This is a genomic window from Nocardia sp. CDC160, assembly GCF_035818795.1.
Taxonomy (GTDB): Bacteria; Actinomycetota; Actinomycetes; order Mycobacteriales; family Mycobacteriaceae; genus Nocardia.
Window position 1 is genome coordinate 154,250 of record NZ_JAYKYT010000010.1, and the last position, 19,212, is coordinate 173,461.

Annotated in this window: 1 protein-coding gene; it reads right to left on the bottom strand. The window is 59.7% G+C overall.

Annotated features, from left to right (window positions below; translation table 11 throughout):
• Positions 1-617: 617 nt before the first annotated feature.
• Positions 618-18,905 (bottom strand): pyridoxal-phosphate dependent enzyme, encoded by an 18,288-nt coding sequence (locus tag VMT40_RS37525; protein WP_326364422.1) that lies wholly within the window; start codon positions 18,903-18,905, stop codon positions 618-620.
• Positions 18,906-19,212: the final 307 nt, after the last annotated feature.

Sequence of the window (19,212 nt, forward strand, 5' to 3'; positions counted from 1 at the left end):
CGTTTCCAGAACCAGGCATTATTGATATCGTCACGCCTGTGCGACGGACTGCCTGTGCGAAGCGAGCAGCCACGCTGGGCTCCGCATGGTAGGTGAGGGGCGGGAAACCAGAAAAGGTTACGCAAACCCGACATTGGCCGTTGTGTATGGACATGTTGCTCGGTCCCATTGAATCGAACGCCCCGTCGTGCGCGTCGGAGCGCCTGTCGGTCCCATACGTCGAGTTATCCTCGACATCACCAGACTGCCGCCCGCGAGGGGGCGCGACATCAGCCGTGACACGGTATTCCAGAGAATGATCGACCCCGGGACGACGGTCTTGCCGCCGCGTCGGTAGGGCGTGTAGGAGTCACTCGGATCAATCGAGCCTCGCGCGCCAGAAACCGATCACTAACGCACCCCCGCTGCAGTGCATGCGGCTCCCACCGAGGATCCAGAAAACGCAACCGCTCACGGACCACCACAACACCCAGCTCTCCCCCAACCTCCAAAGATTCGCACCAGCCCCGCGAGTAGCGATCCGATGCCGCCCACCGCGGCGAGGGTGACGAAGGCTGCGGTTCGATCTTCGATACTCACCCAGGCCCATGATGTTCGCCAGCAGGCTCGGCTTCGGGTCAGACCTGGCTGTCGGCCTGTCCATAGGCGTCCTCGCTACCCGGCGGATTCCGCGACCAAGAGAACGGATCGCTCACGAATCCCCACTGAGGCGCATGCGGCTCCCACCGAGGATCCAGAAAACGCAACCGTTCACGACCCATCACCACACCCGGCTCCTGCCCCCTCAACATCCAAGGATTCGTATCAGTCCGCAACCCCGGATCGATTGCGAGGGGCCTCGAGTTCGACGCCTCTGTACGGATACCATCGGACCGATCGGACTTGAGGTTTACGACGGGCAGCGCGGGGATCCCTGGCGGACGACCATCACCATCCGCCACAACTGAACCGGCGTCTGGCAATAGGGCGTTGCCTGACGAATTCGGCGTCAGGCGTGCATGCGTCCCGGTGTCGCCCGGCACGGACAGAACGACGCCGCCGGTGTGTATGTCATCTAAATCGAAGCGGGGCTCGAGTAGCTCGTAGGCAGCTTCGAGTTCTGCGCTCGGCCATGGCTTAGCCGAGTATTTCGGGTTGTTCGGCTTGTGAAGGCCGCGGATTTCGCGAAGGCACGCTACTGCGATACTGCCCGGGTGGGTGGGCAAGCGTGGATCACCTGAGCGGTATCCGAAGTTCAGATAATCCTCGAATCCGACCGCTACCGACGCGACACTGATCGTGGCGTCCTCTGGGATCAGCCGTCGTTTATCGGCTTCCCGTGGGTTGCGCGCTTCTCTTAGAAATTCGAGCAGTCGGCGCATATGCGGCGGATGGCTGATAGCCAGGATATTCGATATTTCGCAGCCGAGGTCTTCAAGCAGAATGATTGATTTCTCGATGTTCTCTCGGGTGTTGGTTGCCTCCGACTCTTGGATGCAGTACTCGACATTGAGACCCGTCTTCTGTGCTTCGATCGCGAACCGCTCCGCTTCCCCCTGGTAGCCAGTGAAGACCACCCTGCGGGTCAACCCGTGGCTGCGGACCAAGTTCGCCACGAGCGAAGGGACGCCTTCATCGAGGCTGCCGCAGACGATTATGGCGCTGTACGTGCGGGTGGGGTCGAACCCATGTTCTCTGACGGGCTTGCCGTTCAGGTCGAGGATCGGCTCACCATTTTCGTTCCGCATGGCTAGGCTCACGTAGTCATAAGTCAGCTCCAATGCCTTCTTGACCTGGTCGCGTTCCTCCGGGGTCGAGGTCACGGCGTCCAACAAGGCAGCACATCGATCTTCGGCCGGGTCCGGCAGCCTTCCTCCGTCATCGATCAGCAGCTTGTCAGAGGTGCCTAACGAGTGCTTGGCAGGGGATTTCGACCATGCGGTTAGGCTCATCCGGCCGGGCATCGTCGAGTCGAATACGGTCGCCGCACCTTCGAGATCAATCAGGGTGACAATGCGTGAATCAGCCAGCAGGACTGCGCGTCGGCGCGCCCCTGTGACCATTTCGGTCAGGATTCGGTCCAGGTCTTCCACCGGCACCAACTCGCGGCCGATCATCTGGCGAACGCGCCGAAGATTGGTTTGGCGTATGCCTGGATCGGGAGCGACGAGGATATCGAGTTCGGCAAAGACCGTCGCGGCCTCTGCGAGCTCGTCGGCAACGTATGGCGGCCCAGATTGGCTTGCAACCGTGCCCTGCCCAGCTTCGGCCGAGTCCCTGGGAAGTTCATCGTTCTCGTCCAATGGCCGGCCGGTGGACGTTAGATCGAGGTTCCAGTAGTCGGGGACGCCGTCCGCGGTACCGGGCCTTCCGCCGGTGATGAACACCAGCATTTTTCCGTCCTTCGGTTTCCAGTAGTGGGCAGTGTCTATGCCTAGTTCCTCTCGGGGAGGCAAGTAGTACGGGCTGGTCGCAACCTCTGTCTGGTAGAACAAGGTCGGACCGTATGCGGCTAGCGCCGCTGTTGGATCGACCGGATGACCCAAAATTTCGGTCAGCTGTCGTGCCAACGGACGGATGAACTTCTCAGGCATGACGACGATGTGATGGGTACGTGCGATCGCTGCCTCAACCATTCGTGAGGATGGCTCCGAATGGGCGGCGCTGTCGGCTATCGTGAACGACGGTCGGAAAACGGGTTCGCCGAATCGGAATGATTCGGTGAAGGCGGGTGCGTTTTGCGGCGCGACACCCACCAGGTCGACGCCTGATCTCAATGCGGCAATGGTTCGGGCCGCCAGGTCATCCATGAGCGTGTTGGTGTCTGCGTCGAGAAACCGCTCGCTGTCCGGCTGTGCCACGGGCCTCGGCTGTTGAGTGAGAATCTTCCCTGCGATCGTGCCGGCGAATGATCCGTTTCCGATAGGGACGAATACGGTCCCGAATTCGCCTGGGTGCTCGATGATGTGCTGGATCAGGTGGTAGTGCATCGCGGCCTGCATCGAGACCGCTTCTTGATCGACGATCAAACCGGCGTTGTCGTAGGACCAAACCGTCTGGACATACTCGTGGCATTCGTTGTAGTCGCGCCCGATCTGATTCACCTCGATACCCAGATCTCTGAAGGCCTTCACCTTGACTGGGTGTGCGGTCTCCGGCATGAAGATGATGATCTTTCGCCTCACCTGCGTGGCCTTCAGAGCCAAGGCGTAGCCGAAATTGCCGGTCGTTATCGCGACGATCGGAATGTCACTGTTCTCGTCGGAGGCGAACTCCAACAGCTGCCGCGCCATCTCGTCTTTCACCGAATGGCTCGGCTCCGACAGATTTCCCAGCAGATATCGGACTTCGATTGTGTGGCCAAGGATTTCAGCGGTTGTGTCCACATATGGTAGCGGAGGTGGATTGGTTGCCTGGATCCGAAGGTGCCAGGCCAGTAGGGTCTGATGGTCATAGTCGCCGAAGTCGATGTTTTTTGCGCGCACTCTGCGAATTGCGGCTGGTACATTCGGGTCCTGTGCAACCCACGAAGTATCGCCGGTCGAACGGTGCTTCGGCCGGTCTCGCTCCTCGCGCTCGACTACTCGCCGCCTCTCACTATCGAGTTCCGCGACAAGCCGGTCGCGCGACATCCGAACGGCACCCTGATAAGTTGGAGGGGCGCCCGCACCTCGATCACCGCCGCCGAACTTCAAGTACGCGAGCACGGTGCGCCCTTGTCCCTCACCGTGCATGATGACATCGATCCGATCCGCATACATTCTCAGCGATTCGACCAGGAGCGGGATATCGGATTCCTCGTCACTTTGATCGCGGTACTGTATCAGCGCCGAGGGGTGCAGGCTGCCGACACTCCATGCTTCGATCGATGCGGTTCTCGGCTGCCAATCCAACGGGTCGGACTGCCCGAAGACGGGGGGCCACCAGTCCTGCGAGATGTGACTGGAGAGCAGATGATCAAAAAGGAGGGAGCCGGCGATCTGCGCGTCCTCGATTTCGCTCACGCCGACAGCGCCTTCCAACTCCTGCCTTAGAAATTGGGTGATCGCGGCGTGTGATCCCAGTGCCCCGACAGGTCGCGGCGCACTGATCTGCAACTGCTTCCGATCACCGATCTCGACGACCACGGTGTCATCGCCCATCGGCACCCGATCGGATTGGAACTCATCGAGGAAATGACGAGCAAGCACGACCATCAGCAGCAGCTCATGCAGGCGCCCGGTGAAGGTTTCTATCTCGGCAAAGGGGCCATATGGGTCTGCTATGAGACGGGCGCGGACGGTATCTAAATCATCCACCGACGTGTCTACTGATAGTGACAAGTTTCTACGCAGCTCCGCGTCGATGAGCTGATCGATAGCGGGCCTCAGGGTTGTCAGGTTCCCTCGGAGATTCTTCAGAGGATAATTCTCGTATCTATTCGAATTCGGGCGCGAGACCAATTCCAGCAGGTCGCTTGGGATGGGCCTGAAATTGGTTATCGACTCGAGTAGATGTAAACGCAAAGTTTGCCTCACCACTCGGGCTGCCTCGGTATGGTCGTCCAGTATCGCCGATCGCGAGGGAACATTCAGCCGACGATGTTCGATAAGCACCTTCCACTTTCGAAAGGCATTGTGCTGCTTCTTAGCCAATGCCTCGAGAAACCCTTCCTTCGACAATAAGAACGGATTGCCCAGCCCGGTAAGCCGCGCCAACCGATGGACCGCCCATTCCCGGTCGGTTTTACGGAGTATGCGAAGGCTTCTGGCTACTTTCAACTCGCCCTGTGAAGCATCGAGCCTGTCAAGTACGAGCCTGGTGAGGGCCATCCGCGTTACACGGTCGAGATCGGCATCGTGGAAGTTGAGATTTGATTGGAAATTCCGGGAAAGCACCCACCCCTCCGCGGGGTTCGCCAGTATCGTCGATCTAAAAGACGGCATGGGCACGCCATGAAATGGTGAAGATGCATGAAGATCTTCATCGAGCAACGCGTTGGCTACGGATCGCATTGCGCTGCGCAGTTCTGGGTTGTGTATCCCGTCGAACCCTATGGGTGACCTGAGCAATAAGGCTCCGGCCAGCGTCGGGTCGGGGTTTACCAGCACGCAGAGCGCGCGCAATTGCAGGCTGCGACTCGCTCGAAGAGCCATTGCCTTAAGCTGTGCTGAAGTCATACCGACCCACGCAAGTTCTTCTGGCTGATCTGGGATACCCAAGCCGTCTAGCAGGTCGTGCCAGCGCGCGGAGTCGAGCCGCTCCTCATTTGGAAGTATCATCCGCACGGCGGCCACGTCACCGGGATCGACGTTGAGTTCGAGCAGGGTCACCAGCTTACGGACGTGGAGGTCTCGCGTCTCTTCAGAACCCGGCCAACGAGTAGAACGAAGAGCAACTGCCGGTTGCGCAACTGAGTTTTTGGCCCGTCGTTGTAGAGCTACCGCCTGCGTTGTGAATCTATCAGCGAAATCCACCAAATGCTTGTCGGTAGCGTGCAGCATCTTGATCATATCGATCACAATGTTCGGTCGATAAGATAGAACCCGACCGATCAGTCGGATCTCGTCCTCTGAAACACGCGGCCCATTGCCCGATTCTATCTGGTTGATCCGGAAAGTCGGAAGCCCTGACCACCATTCCACAGCGACGGTCGATAGTTCATCTTGCAATCGCAGAGCCTGTAATCGGGCTCCGACAGCCCGTCTTGCCAGTAAGGATCCCTCCGCTGTCCGGCGTCCATGATTCGAATTGTCATTGAACGTCCAGGCCAGTTGCGCGAGTACATCGGTCTCGGCAGGCTGACGTGCAGGTCGAAGGCTCGTTCGATTCTGCGTCCGCGTGTTGGACTTTGGCGCGTCCATACGCTCGCGGAATTTGAGGAGATCGGCACTCAAATCTGCGATAGCGTCGGCGAGTTTCGCCTGAACATAGCTCTGAACCGCTTGGTGCGTCTGAAGATAGCTCTGAACCGCTGGATTCGTCTCACGAATCTTGGTTTTTCGTTGTTCAACGATATTTTTGGCCTGGCACGCCTTATCCCATGCTCTGACCTCGCGTGGCGAAATCTGGACTATTGCGTTCTCGACGTCCAAAACTCTCTGTGCAGACCAAGCCTCGCCCTGCTCGCCCAGCAGATGGGCGAGCTCGACTGGAGAGAGACCGCCGAACATGCGACGTGACATTAGTGCGAGAGCTCTTTCTGCTCTTTCGGGGTCAATCCGCCCCTCGAACCATTCGCGCTTCTCGCGCACCGAGTGAGCAATCCGGATCCACGTCAACCGGTCCAGGTCGTCCTGACTGGAGTGACGCATCAGTGCCCAGTCCGCAAGGAATGTCGGTTCCACTTCGATGGTCCCCTGCTCAACGGCAAGACGGCCAGCTTCGGGGATATCAGTGGTATCGCCTGACATTTTCAGGACTCTGAGCACCTCGGTGCGCCATCTGGTCAATTCATCGGTTAGCCCGCGCTGGTCGTCGCCAATCGAGAGTTGCGGTCGAGCGAGAACCGACATGACGTCTTTAGCAAGATCGTATCTGTCACATTGCTCACAGTACGGCAGGACCGATTCGAGGGACGCGGCTTCAACATCGCCCATCTGGTCCGGGTGCCATACCGTCGGCAGCTCGCCTTCTGCCTTACCCGCCGCCGTGCGGACCGTGTGCAAGATGAGCCGCGATACCGCTCCCGAGGTATCCCACACCCAGGGCCACGAGGCGGGCACGATCCAAATGCCGTCACGGCCTGTGGCACCGTCACCGTTGAAAACCAGTCGTATCTCGGCGACACGGCTATTGTTGTCCTGGGCGACAAGGCAATACGGGGCGGTTGAGAGTACGTCTCCGGCACGATCCAGTAGGGTGGCAGTGCTCGGTCCGCCACCAGGCCAAGCAAGGCATAGGCTGACCATTCCGCCGCCGGGGTACTCTGCCGAGGCGGTCATGGGCTTGCGGTCGATACGTGCGAGAGCCCTCAAACATGCGGTGGCTTCCTGGCCTCGCTCCCACGGAAGGTCGTACTGGCCGACGATATCGCTTATTGCTCGCAACACTCCGGCCCGCCCGACACGATCGGCCAGCTCGTCGATCCGTCGAATGACCTGTGCGACAACATCATCGTTTGCATGACGTGCCATTGCCGAACTCAAATCACACCATGCGAAGCGGCTGCCGGTCACCGCCATCTCTATGGCTCGTCTAGTCATCCCAAGGCGAGCGGCGAACTCATCGATACCGATATCCGCGCGGCGAACGAACGTTTCCACCAGCTCCCACGCCGTCGGCGATACTGCCGGAGCCGAGAAGGCGGCCAGCAATGCGTCATCAATCCGCTCCAATAGATAGTCCGCTGCGTCGACCAACCAGACTTTGCGCCTGTCCCCGCCTGGAGATTTCGGTCCGAAAACTAGGCGAATGTGCATTTCCCGGCGGCTCGGCCACGCCACGATCATGGTGTAGTTCGCTTGTTCCGCGGTTATCTCCCGTGCGGCAGTCTTCGCGAAGTCTGCCTCCCCCGCGACAGTCATGTCCACGGTGACGGCACCGTAACCCGTCACCGATACCTTGATGCGCGTCTTGGCGCGGGTATGGAGCCAGACCAATCCTTTTATCAGATCGGTCATTGTGGCCGCTGCGGTGAGTCCAACGTCGGGCCGGACCGCGGCGGCCCGCACTTGTTGCCGCAACCCGACCTGGAGCTTGTGCAACCCCGCGATATCGTTCGCGCCCAGTTCCACGACGACTACAGGCTCGCCGCTCGTCCGATGGAGGGCTGCCAGGTCGTCGAGGGACGGCATCGGATTGCCACCGGATTCGGTTTGCCAGCGGAATTCGTTAGTGCGCGGCAGATCGTCTGGCGCGCTTTCGGAGTTGGGGTGCCGCGGCCCTGGGTTAGCTCGCTGCCAGAGGATGCGGGCTCCGTATCCGGCACCGGCCAGTATGGCGGAGAGCGTGGGAATCCAGACACTGTGTTCGATGGTTCCGACCAGGCTGCCGAGCGCGATGGCGGCACTGGAAGTCGCGAATATTTCGGCACCCACACGGCCGGCTGCGTGCTCCGGAATCTCTTTTTGCTGATGAGAGAGTATCCGGCGGTTGAGATTGACCGATGACCAACCCAAGGCGAACAGCGTCGGCGTCATGAGCACAAGGCTGTCCGACACCGCGCTCGCTGTCGTCAATACTGCAGAGCCCAAAAGAGTCCACCAATAATACTTCCGAGGATCCGACTCGTCCAGGATTGCCTTCATCCAGTTCGGGCGGAACATGCCAGCAATTCCGCCTCCCGCATTCACCGCAAGTAGAAATCCTTTAGACCAGCCAGGAAGATGGCTGCCATACACTGCACTCTGGTAATACACACTGAGACCACCGAAGGCAATGTTACTGAGCACCGAGGCCCCTAAGTAACCTCGAAGAAATTCATCTTTCACCACTTCGCGATGACCTAAGACGATATCGTTCAAGAGCCGGCGCGGCAGTTCCTCCGCTCGTCGAGGTTGGATATTTCGCAAGGAACGCAACGCCATAAATTCTGCCCCCCATAAGAGAACATCCAATCCTGGCGGAAGCACGTGTGCGACCGTCGCCAAAGCGGGCGCGACAAGTGTGCCAGCGATCTTCCCTAAAGGCATTGCCTGGGCGCCATTTCCGGTGGACCGTTCTTCGGGTCTCAAGGAATCCCCAAATATCCTTTGAGCACCGAGTGCGATGCTGATGCCTGCGGTCGATTCAACGAGCATCGCGATAGGTAGCACCGCGTTGAGGTGCGGTGCGTGTAGAATAACCGCGCCGAAGGCACCAAGAGCTGCCGTCGCGCCGACCAGCGCGCCCCTTTTCATGACCCATTCCGGGCCGTGCGTATCTAGCGCAGGCCCTAGCAGCAATGCGCTCCCCTGCGATAGCCCGTCCCCGACGTTCATCCACCCTGCAATCTGTGGATTGGACGTAATTTCAGGTGCGGCAACGGGAAGGAGAGTCGCTCGGAAAGCATCCGTAACGTCGATTCCGTATGTGAGTGCGAATGTATGGTTTCGGTGAAGCAGACTCCATAGCGAGACATGGCCCTGCACGGCTTGTCCTGTATCCGATGAATCCCCGAGGGACCAGTTTCCTTCCGCATCCCGGGTGTACAGATGTGGGCTGCCAGGTGTCGCAGCCGGTGGAGCCTCGATGCCGCTATCGCAGGAACCGCGGTCGATCCGCGGAGTCCTGGACTTCCGTTTCGGAAAGAGATCCAGCGGACGCTTCGCCTTGAAGGCCTTACCGTGGTCGGCGTCATTGCCTGGTGGATTACGCGGCCATGAGAACGGGTCGCGCGAGAATCCCCACTGAGGCGCCTCGAGCTCCTCCCACCTGTCCTCCAGGAAACGGAGCCGGTCCCGAGGCTCGACAACAGCGCCCGGACCTAGGGCCTTGAACAGCCAGGGATTCGCGCCCCCGTGGCGGAGCTGGATGTTTGATTCAGGGCCTGTCACGCCGGGGCTTCCGGCCACTCGTTCTATTCGCGGTACTTCACGCAGGGCATCGGCGGAAGGCAAGTCGTCCGCGAGTGCCTGATCCGAAGTTGAATCGCCGGCGAGAAGCCGGGGCGGTTGCGTTGAGTCGTGCCGTTCCGTTGTGCCGGAGCCGGACGGCGATGGTGCACCGGGATCGATGGCCTCGGGCGCATCAGGGCGCGCGTCGTCGCCACGGTCACTCAAGACTTGGTCTATGAAGATACTGGCCTGGTAGCGAGCGACGCGGTCCAGCGACACTCTCCGTAGTCTGAGTTTTTCCTCGGTGAAGCCGCACCAGTCTGACATACGACTATCGAGAATGGCCTCGAGATCGATTAGGTAGGGCGAAGCCGTTCCGTTTCTTATGCGATGGCGGCAGTGATGCAACATCTCCGAAAGAGAACGCAAGGACTGGTCGAATTGATAGGCACACAGCGCTATCCGATTCGCGACATCGGGATTTTCCTCGATCTTACCTCTCATTTCGTCTACCTGCTCTTTGAGAGCCATGAGTAGACCGTAGGCGGATTCATAGAAGATAGTCGTTTGACTTTCTTCTACGGGTTCGTACAAGTCCTCAAGCTGCTCGGCACGTGCTCCCCAGATACTAACGAACTCGCCGATTGTAATCTGCGGATCCAGAGTATGCTCGAATATTTTCGTCTCTGTTATCCCGAACTTGACATCCTTACCGTATCGCCGTTCACGCTCCGGAAACTCTCGAAGAACACGTTCTCGCGCTCTGCACGCGATTTCATAAATGTTTTCGAAAGGCTCGGCCGCGCGCAAGTAAATGCCGGGCTTGATCCTGTCGCCACCACTGCCGTCAGTAACATCGTATCTGAAATCGAATCCGCATTCCTTTGCAGCTTTTTCGACCCTCGACGCCGATTCCAGCCCATCATGAACATTTCCGACCAGCCGATATGGAAACCCGTAATCTGCGCCGTGCCATGATTCGATTGTGCGATATCCGCGCAGGCCGATAGTCGCGAGAAATATGGAAGTCTCAGGGAATTCTGGGTCCTGATCCCACTCTATCTGACGAGGCCTGGTCTTGCGGGCCAAGTCCGGATATTTTGCGATCTGCTCGGGCGACGCAGTGCATCCTGGACGATGGTGTGCGCGCATAGCGCATTCGAAGTCGGTCATAGACCGTCCTTTATCGAGAGCTTCCTGCAATACCTCCTCTACTAATTTCTCAACCACTAGCACTTTATCGACATCCAATTCCAGGAGAACGTCGAGACCGATGTTTCGTGCTTCATGGGCGGTAGCCCACCATTCCATTAGAGTTGTCAGCGACGCGACCGATAGGCGCTCCCATGGATGTGTTGACGTGTATACCAGCGCCCATTCTGCATCGCGCGGCTCTGGTTCCACCGAAAAGAGCCACATCGTCGCACCTCCTGCGGACTTTCCGAGTGGTCGCAGCTTGCAGTACGACGGAAAGCGGGAGGTCAGCTGACCAGCGAATTCGATCAAATCGCGGTGCGAACGCACTCCGTCCGCCTGCTCCAACGCCGACGCGAGGTCGAATGGCCATGGATTGCGATCGGGCGACTTCGAGCGGCTTGATCGCGAGGCGGCACGAGATTCCAGCCGTCGATCAGCTGGTGGACGATGTGCAGATTCCTCTATCACCTGTTGTAACGCGGACGTCAGAGCAACCACTGACTCGTCATCGGCACTGATTGGCCCATCGAGACGGAAGACGCAATCGCGCTCAACGCTGCTCAACAGCTCGAGAGCATCATGCACCATAGTGGGATTCGCTGCACTCAGGAGGCTGTTGGTGCGTGAATGACGGGGGTCGACCCGTTCGTCGAATGCCTTCACCCACGCATGGCGGGCGGCGTCTTCGACCTGAAAGGTCGATAACGCGTAAGCCGCCAGTCTCGAAATCTCCGGCCGACTATGGAGCCCCCGGAACTTCGCAAGTGCGAACGTGTGGATGGTCGCAGCATCAATTAGTTCAATTCCCCAGTCCTGCGGGCTTCGCGCATATATCATCTGTCGGACTGCAGCGATATCGTCGTCATCGGGTTGCCAAGCAACCTGTGCGTTTTCGGAGCCAGGCTCCCGGCCTTCGGGAACTATGTACGATAGATATTCGCGCAGCTTTTCGTTAAAGACTGCGGAATCGGTCTCGTATATCAATCCGGGTTTTCGTCCTCTGGACATCGGGTGGTCTTCTGGCCACCAATCCACCCATGCGGCGGCGAGTTGAGAGCTGTCGATTAGTAATGATGCTTTTGGCGTGCCATTTTCCGGCTGTACTCGTACCTGAACAAGCGCCGTACATGCGTACGCACCTCGAGCCGCGTACCCGTCCACGACCACGACCACGAAGCTCGGTGCCAGGACGGTAGAGACCAGCAGCACAGGTCCGGCACCGAACTGACGCTGTGTCTCCACTCTCACCCTTTCGAGAGCATCGACCAACATATCGACCTCGACCGATCCCCGGCTCCACAACACCGAGAGGACTTCAGTTGCGAGTCCGTGTACCTGCCCGGCGGCCACGACCAACTGCTCCCGGACAGACAACGCCAGGTCTTCGAGCAGGGTTACGCGCCTGCTTACAGTCGCGAACTCAGCGATCCGACGCACCTGATCGGCGTCTGTTTCACCTATATCACCCGCTGCCGTCGGGTGATATACGAGCGACGCATCCAATCGCAGTGCGCCATCCTGTGGTGCTACGGACCATTCTTCTGCGCTCGCTGCAAGATTTGCGATAACCGTTTCCGGCACTCCGGATCTGGTGCCGGTGTGACGGGCGTGGCACAATGCGATCAATCGCAAATCACCGTTTTGGGCGAGCTCCAACCGCGCAGTCACCGGAGCCAGTTCGTCGATTACGGCGGCGACGGCACGGCCGGCTCTGCGGCGAGCATCGGTTTGCCACCACGGCGCCATCACCTCTATCGTGCGCTCGACTTCAACCGGCGACGTGCCCGCTGCCACGTTGACGGCGTCGGGGTCATCCCGCAGCTCAGGTTCATCCCCCTCCGCTGGTGACCTCAAGTACGGACCATTGCCACCGCCGTCTGACCCCCGCTCTCCCCCGTAGCCGACGAGGCCACCCGATGAGCTGCCCGGCCACGACATTGGATCCGTCTTTCTCCACTGGGGTGCCTCGTCCGGCTGCTCACCACCAGTTGATGAGTTCGTGGGCGGAACCTTCTCACTGATTCGCGGCGTATCGGACGGTCCGCCGTAGATGTCGCCCGTTTCCGGGAAGCCAGCAACGTCGAGCCCATGCGGTCCTGTGTTGATTCCGGTGTAGGGCTCTGAGTCCCCTCTCGACTCGCGCCCGCCAAGCAGCCTGCCGAGCGCGCGATCAGTCGCCTTGTCGTACTGCCAGTCCGCGGGAGTTTGTTCCGTCGCAGTCGGCACCTCGGCCGATCGTTCGGTTGGAGAGGACGCTCCTTCGTACCTCACTTGGAAATCCGGTTCGCTGCCGCTCACCGCAGCGCTGGACAGGTGGGTTACAGCCGAAGTGTGGTAACTGTGGCCAGCTCTCGCGACAGCGCCGGTTTTGCGGAGCTCGCTGATCAGTTCAGGCAAAGCGGCCAGGACGCTGGCGAACCTAGCATTTGCCTGGCCGCCTGATATCCAAGTTTCCACTTGGGCGACGAAGTGGTCTGTGGCGCGCTCGACCGTTTCCCGCCAGTCTTTTCCGGCTGCGCGCCTACTCGCGGCATGGTCAACAGCGTCGCGAAGTGCGCGCTGGCCTAGATTTGTCTCGGCCATTGCGCCAACGATTCGGGCGGCGACGTCGAGCGTGTCGCGCCGATAATTCGAGAACAAAGGTAACGACGGTAGCCACCCTGCGTTGTGGAAGAGCTCTGAGAGCCTTTCCGAGAAATAGTCGGTCTGAACGAAACCGGCGACTATGACCACGGTGTTCTCATTCTTGACCCGCAGTCCGGCGTCGAGTAGGAGCGCCGTGAGCTGGGCCCTGGCGTCGGCGCTGTTATCAGATTCGAGCTGTGCTGCGGCAATCAGCTGGCGAAGCTGAGCGGCATCGACCGCCCGGGTTTGGCGATATAAAGGTCCAAATCTCGGATCACAAGTGGCGGCAACGTATTTCAAGTTCTTGTCGAGGAACAATACTTGTGGGTCGAAGCCTGCCAACTCTAGGGCGGCAAGGTTTTCGACCATGTCGGCCATCTCGTTTACGGCGAACTGGGCGACTTCGAGGTTTCCATCATAGCGGCGACGCAACTCTCGTTTCCCTGACCGGCTAGTCACTTCGAGCCGGCTGCTCTCGGACTCCACTGCGGAGCGGCGGCGAACAACCTTGTCGCGCCGTCGGAGCAGAAGCAATCCAGTTGTGGCAGTAGTTCCGCCCATGAGGAACTCGATCAAATAGGCGACAGCCTCGGGGCCAAGATGGGCTAGCCCGACACCCGTGATCGCAGCCGCGGATGCCGACAAGAGGCTGAACGCGGCGAGCTGCAAACTGTTCACCCCGCCGAGATCATCTGGATGCACCGTCTTCGTTTGGATGGAATAAAGCTGAGTAGTCGCAGCGGCGGCCAATGCTCCAGTCAAGAACTGTCCCGCGAAGGTCGCGGGGAAGGCAGCCGACGCCGCGTCGAGCCCCATTGCGACTGTATAACCGCCGAGTAAGGCCAAGTTGAAGCGTGATCCTGCATCTGCGATTAGATGGTTGGCCCATTGCGGCCAGACGAAGCGTGTCATTGCGCCCAGCGCGGTTGCAGAGATCTCTAGCCCTTTGAGCAGGGGGGACGATCCGCCTTCGGACAACAGTTCCACCACACGGAGATTTTCTGCACCTGCGGCGAAGCGGGCGATGGAGGCGCTTACAGTCAGTTCGAGAAGTGGTGCGTTTCGCCCCAGCAGGGCCGCGCTTTCACGGATTCCTTGCAGGATATTGCGTTTGGGTTCATCGCCCGCGCTTCTACGGGAGGGCCCGGTTGGAAGATCTTTCCCGAGTGCCATGAGAATCGCGATATTGGCCGCGTATGATGCAGCATCAATCGCGAACGGAGCACCGGAGATCAACAATGCGGGCGCAATCGCCGAACCAATGAATTGGGCAATCGCTGGGGAGGTTGCATTGATTTGATTTCCTGCAACCTGCTCCGACGGGCCAAGGAGTCCTTGCGATACGGGTCGAAAGTTGGTTCCGATTACAGTGGTGAATATACCCTCGGCCCCCGCTGCCAGGGCCAATACCTCGGCCGCAAAGGGTGCATGCGATAGAACTTCGAGAAGAGCGATTGTAGTGGCGCCCGCAGCGCCTATATTCGCTATCAGCATCAGGTTCTTGGGATCCCGTTGTCTACCAATCTCTCCAGCAATAGGCGCAACGAGTCCAGCGAGCCAGGGCGAGACAGAAACGAAACCCGCAATCGACATGGAATGCGTCATTTCTTTGATCTCTAGCGGCAAAGCGGACCTCATAACCGCACTGCCGATGCCATTGGCGATTTGCCCCTCGATGAGCCATCTGTAATGCTTGTTTGACTTGAGTAGAGCGAGGTTGGATATCGACGGTATTGTGCGGATGACGTCCTCGTATACACCATCGCCAGGGAGGAGCAGACCGCGATGGGAGGAGTCGGGCGCGCTCGCTCCGGTGAAGACAAGGGGTACTCGTTCGCCCGCACGATAGACGTGGGGGATAACGTGATGGCCGTGCATCAAAAGGCGGTCCGATTCGGAACCTTCCGACGCAGACTCTCCCCCGTAGCCGGCGAAGCTGCCCGGTGGGTTGCGCGGCCACGACATTGGATCCGCCTTTCCCCACTGGGGTGCCTCGTCGGGTTGGGGAGTGGGCTCGAAGAAGCGGAGCCGTTCGTCAGTTTCCTCGGCGTCTCGTAAAGTGGGATTTTTCTGTTTGGATGCTCCGTGCGCGAATTCCCGGGATGACGATTCGGCCGCGGACTGATCAATCGCCTCAGCTCGACGCGATGCGACTTCCACACTCTTGGGACGATCGGTGTTTTCGGGTCGGGTCCACACGACATCGCCGTCGACCGTAACAACTGGCTCCGGCTCCCGTCTGCTGCCTATTCGACCGATAACCGGTCGCCAATCCTCACCATGCGCATTACGGACATCAAAGAGACCCCGGACATCTCGGGGTGCTTTCAGGAAGTCCAGCCCCTCGTTCACTCTGAACGAGGCGGCGGGCGCGATCGCTTGTGGTGGGACCCAGGGAGCATCGAGCGGATTTCGTACGCTCGCGGTAAGCGGCTGTCCAGAAGACCTGTTGGTGGTGTTGTCGGAGGTTGTATTCGACCGTTGCCAGGTCCATGTGCCGTCGTCGGCGACGATCGGCTCCTGAATACTGCTGGAGTTCGAGCTGATGCGCGGCGTCCACGGCTCGCCGGCCACCTCGCGAACGTCGAAGGATGGCCATTGATCTCTGGTTAGCCATCTCGTCGGCAACGAAGGCTTGGGAGGCTGGGACTCGGGGGTTGAGGCGATATCATCGTGGGCCCATTGTGAAGTAGACGCCGTTGGGTCGGGCTGGTCCCCAAGGTCGGGTTCAGCAGGACGCCAAAGCCCGTCGCCCGGGTCTGTGATCGAGCTGCTGCCTTGAGATATTTTAGGTTCCGGCGGCAGGGACGTGAGCGTGGTGTGTAAATCGGCGTTTTCACCTGCAGCCACAGGTCTTGCGGTCCGCCTCGGCTGTCCGGCTGTCGGCCTGGCCGCCGGGCTCTCGACCCCGCCGACGTCGAGGTCGTCGTGCGATGGAACCTGTCGATCCGAAGCGAGTGATACGGCTAACTGGTCCGGTTCTATTTCCAGAACGAGATTAGTGGTCGGACGATATTTGTGAGGAGAGGTGGCTCGTGCGGTGCGTATTGCTTCGTCCAGCGCCTCCCGGATTATCGACCGCACCTCGGCTGCGTCGAATTTTTCGGCTAGCCTCACGCAGCCTTCCAGAATTGCGTTGGTACGCTTCGGATCGTTCTCCGAGTCGAGCCGCAGGGTGATTGCCGTGTGGTAGGCAGATGATGGCGTCGTGGGGTTGTATTCGATCCAGACCAGAGGATCCTCTGTCGGAGTATCGGTCGGCTCCTCGGACTCGCGGCCGGATACGTCCCCTTTTAGGTTAGATCCCATTGCGCTCGTCGCACCGATCAGCCGTAGTGTGACAATTGGTCGGCCGGTCTCAGCGAGACCGTACAGGACCGTCCAAGCGAGTATGTCTGCTAACTCGATAGGCGTATCTGCTGCGGGCACATTCCGTCGTGTCAGCAGCTCGCGAATGTCGTCGACGATCGTGTCTGGCGGAGTTCCTTGCGCGTAGGACAGCGATTCTTCCCAGGGCGTCGGCTCGCCTGCGAGCGTCGATGAGTGCCCCGAGTTGTCGCCATTGCCGTTGTTGCTAGGCGACACGGTCGCCTGATCCGGGTCGTTACGTGTATCGCCGACGAGGCCAGCGGATTGTTCGGTTGATGTTGTAGTTCTGGGCCGATCCGGCATACCTTCTGGATCGGGGCCTGGGCCGCTGATAGTGGTGGATCCATCAGCCATGTTCAACTCGGGTTCGAATCTCGAACCATTGTTCGAGGTATCCGTGACTGTCGTTACGGTGGTTGTTCGAGGTAACGGCGGCCGACTGGAGGCGTGCGCCAATGATGGCTTGTCGACTCCATCGGCCGCCGACAGCGCCAGAGTGGTTGAGCCAGCGTTTGTCACCAATGGCGGCACGTGGGCCGCGGCATCTGCACTGTGACGCCCCGTAGTCGAAATGGGCTCGGAGCGTTGAACATTCGCCGTTACCGATGTGCCATCGGCAGCGGTGAGGGCGTCGCTGTTCGGTGAGCTGCCGATCGTCAGATCGTGCCCGGAATAGTCGGGTATCGACGACAGTCCAGCCGTACCCGGACGGACCGAATGGGTGACGACCCCTCTCTGATCGGATGCGTTCGCTGTGTCGATGTTTGCGGGGTCTGCCGTTTCGGATGGCGACGGTTCGTACTGAGTCCGCGGCTCGACATCGATATCGGTCTTCGCCCGAGTCGCCGGTTCCAGCGACTGGCGCTCAGCTGATGAATCTTCTGCCCGCGGCAATGGAACGACATCCGATTCCGTCGCTTGTCGGCTGCGGTCGTCCGCGGCTAAAAGACTGTTGATCTTGGCCATTTCAGAGAGGTCACCGCGGGACATCGCCGACTGGGCAACTTCTCGCAGTTTGGCCGCTCCTGCGGGCCTGGACGCAAGCTCGTCCAGTGTCTCGTTATAGGCAGCTGTATCATTTTTCGCCCGCGCATCATTGAGCATAACGAGCAGTTTTCCTACGCTGTAGTCGGACAGCTTTGTTGACTGTTCCGGTACGGCTACTTCAGGGTTTTGCGCGAGTCGGATCTCCAATGTGCGGGCAATATCGGCCGATCGGGCATGGTAGCGGGCAGACCGCATGAGCTGCCGTAAGCCATCGATGGATACGGCGTCGAGAGTTTGCTCATGGGGAGTCCATTCGTGCCGTAGTGCTTCGACAATCTCTTCATCACCACTGGCATATGCTGCTTCGAGGCGGTATGCAAAGGGCTTCGACGGGTCCATTGCGATATTTCGCAGCGCCCCAGGGTCGGAAGGAAGTCGATATCGGGATGCTTTCGGCGCCGCATCCCGTCTGCTGCTTGTTAGATTATCGACGAGCGTGCTATCGCCGAGTTTGTAGGCTGCGGCCAAACGTCTCCAGAAGTGCCCGCTGTTGTCTTCGGCTATTTCACGCAGCTGCTGGTCTGTGTCTGGCAGCGTGTATGCATCGCCGGCGCGTGTCTGCGCTGCGTGATGCACTGAGTCGATGACCGATTGGTCGCCGAGTTTGTAGGCAGCCGCGAGGCGTTCCCACAACTCCTTGCTGGTGTCGAGGGCGCGGATCCGGAGGTCCTCGGTCGTCTCTGGCAGCACGTCCGTGCCGGGCCGCTCTGGAGTCTCGTCGGATTTCTGCGTGCCCGAGTTCGCTCGGTTGTATTCGCGCGGAGTGTCGGACAGGTTCGCAGCGGGTGTGTTGTGTGGCGCCGAGTCAGCCTTCTCCCGCACTGAATCGATCAGATCTCTATCGCCGAGTCGCAGTGCTGCACCCAACCGCAACCCTGTTGGTTGTGCTGGGTCCTCGGCGAGTGCGCGCAATTCCTCGTCGGCGCTCGGCAGGGAATGTTGCCCCGGTGCATCCTGATACAGCAATGCATCTCGCACCGCCGCGAGCATTTCGCCATCGCGTTGCTCGTGTGCGACCTCGATAACCTCACGGTCGTCAGGATGAAGCTCGGCACCGCCGGTCTTGTCGGTGTGGGTGAGGATCCTTAGATCCTTGTAGATGCGGTCAGGGTCGTTGGGCGGATTGTCGTTCCCGGGGGGTGAATCAGCCCCGCCTGTGCGGCCGGTACCCTGCTGATGTTCGCCTGCTTCCGCGGGTGGGGTCGCACTGTGGTGGTGGCCCGCCTCGCTCACCTGGGTGTTGTGTCCGTTGGTGTTTTCGTGCTCGTTTCCAGGCGCACCGGCTCTGGCACCGAGACCAGTCGGTGGTATTTCGCTTTTCCCGGCAGCGAGTGCACTTTCATGAGCACGTGGGCCCGGAGTGGGTGGCCGGCTATCGGTTTGCGTTGATATGTCGGCAGTTCGGGCGGTCCGGCCCGATGGGGTAGCGCGTACCTCGTGCGGGACCCCACCTGCGTCACGTGGGGATGGTGATTCTGGATTGGTGGCGTAGGCCGTTCGGACATCCACCGGTGGGTGGGCTCCACCAGTCGAAGCGCTC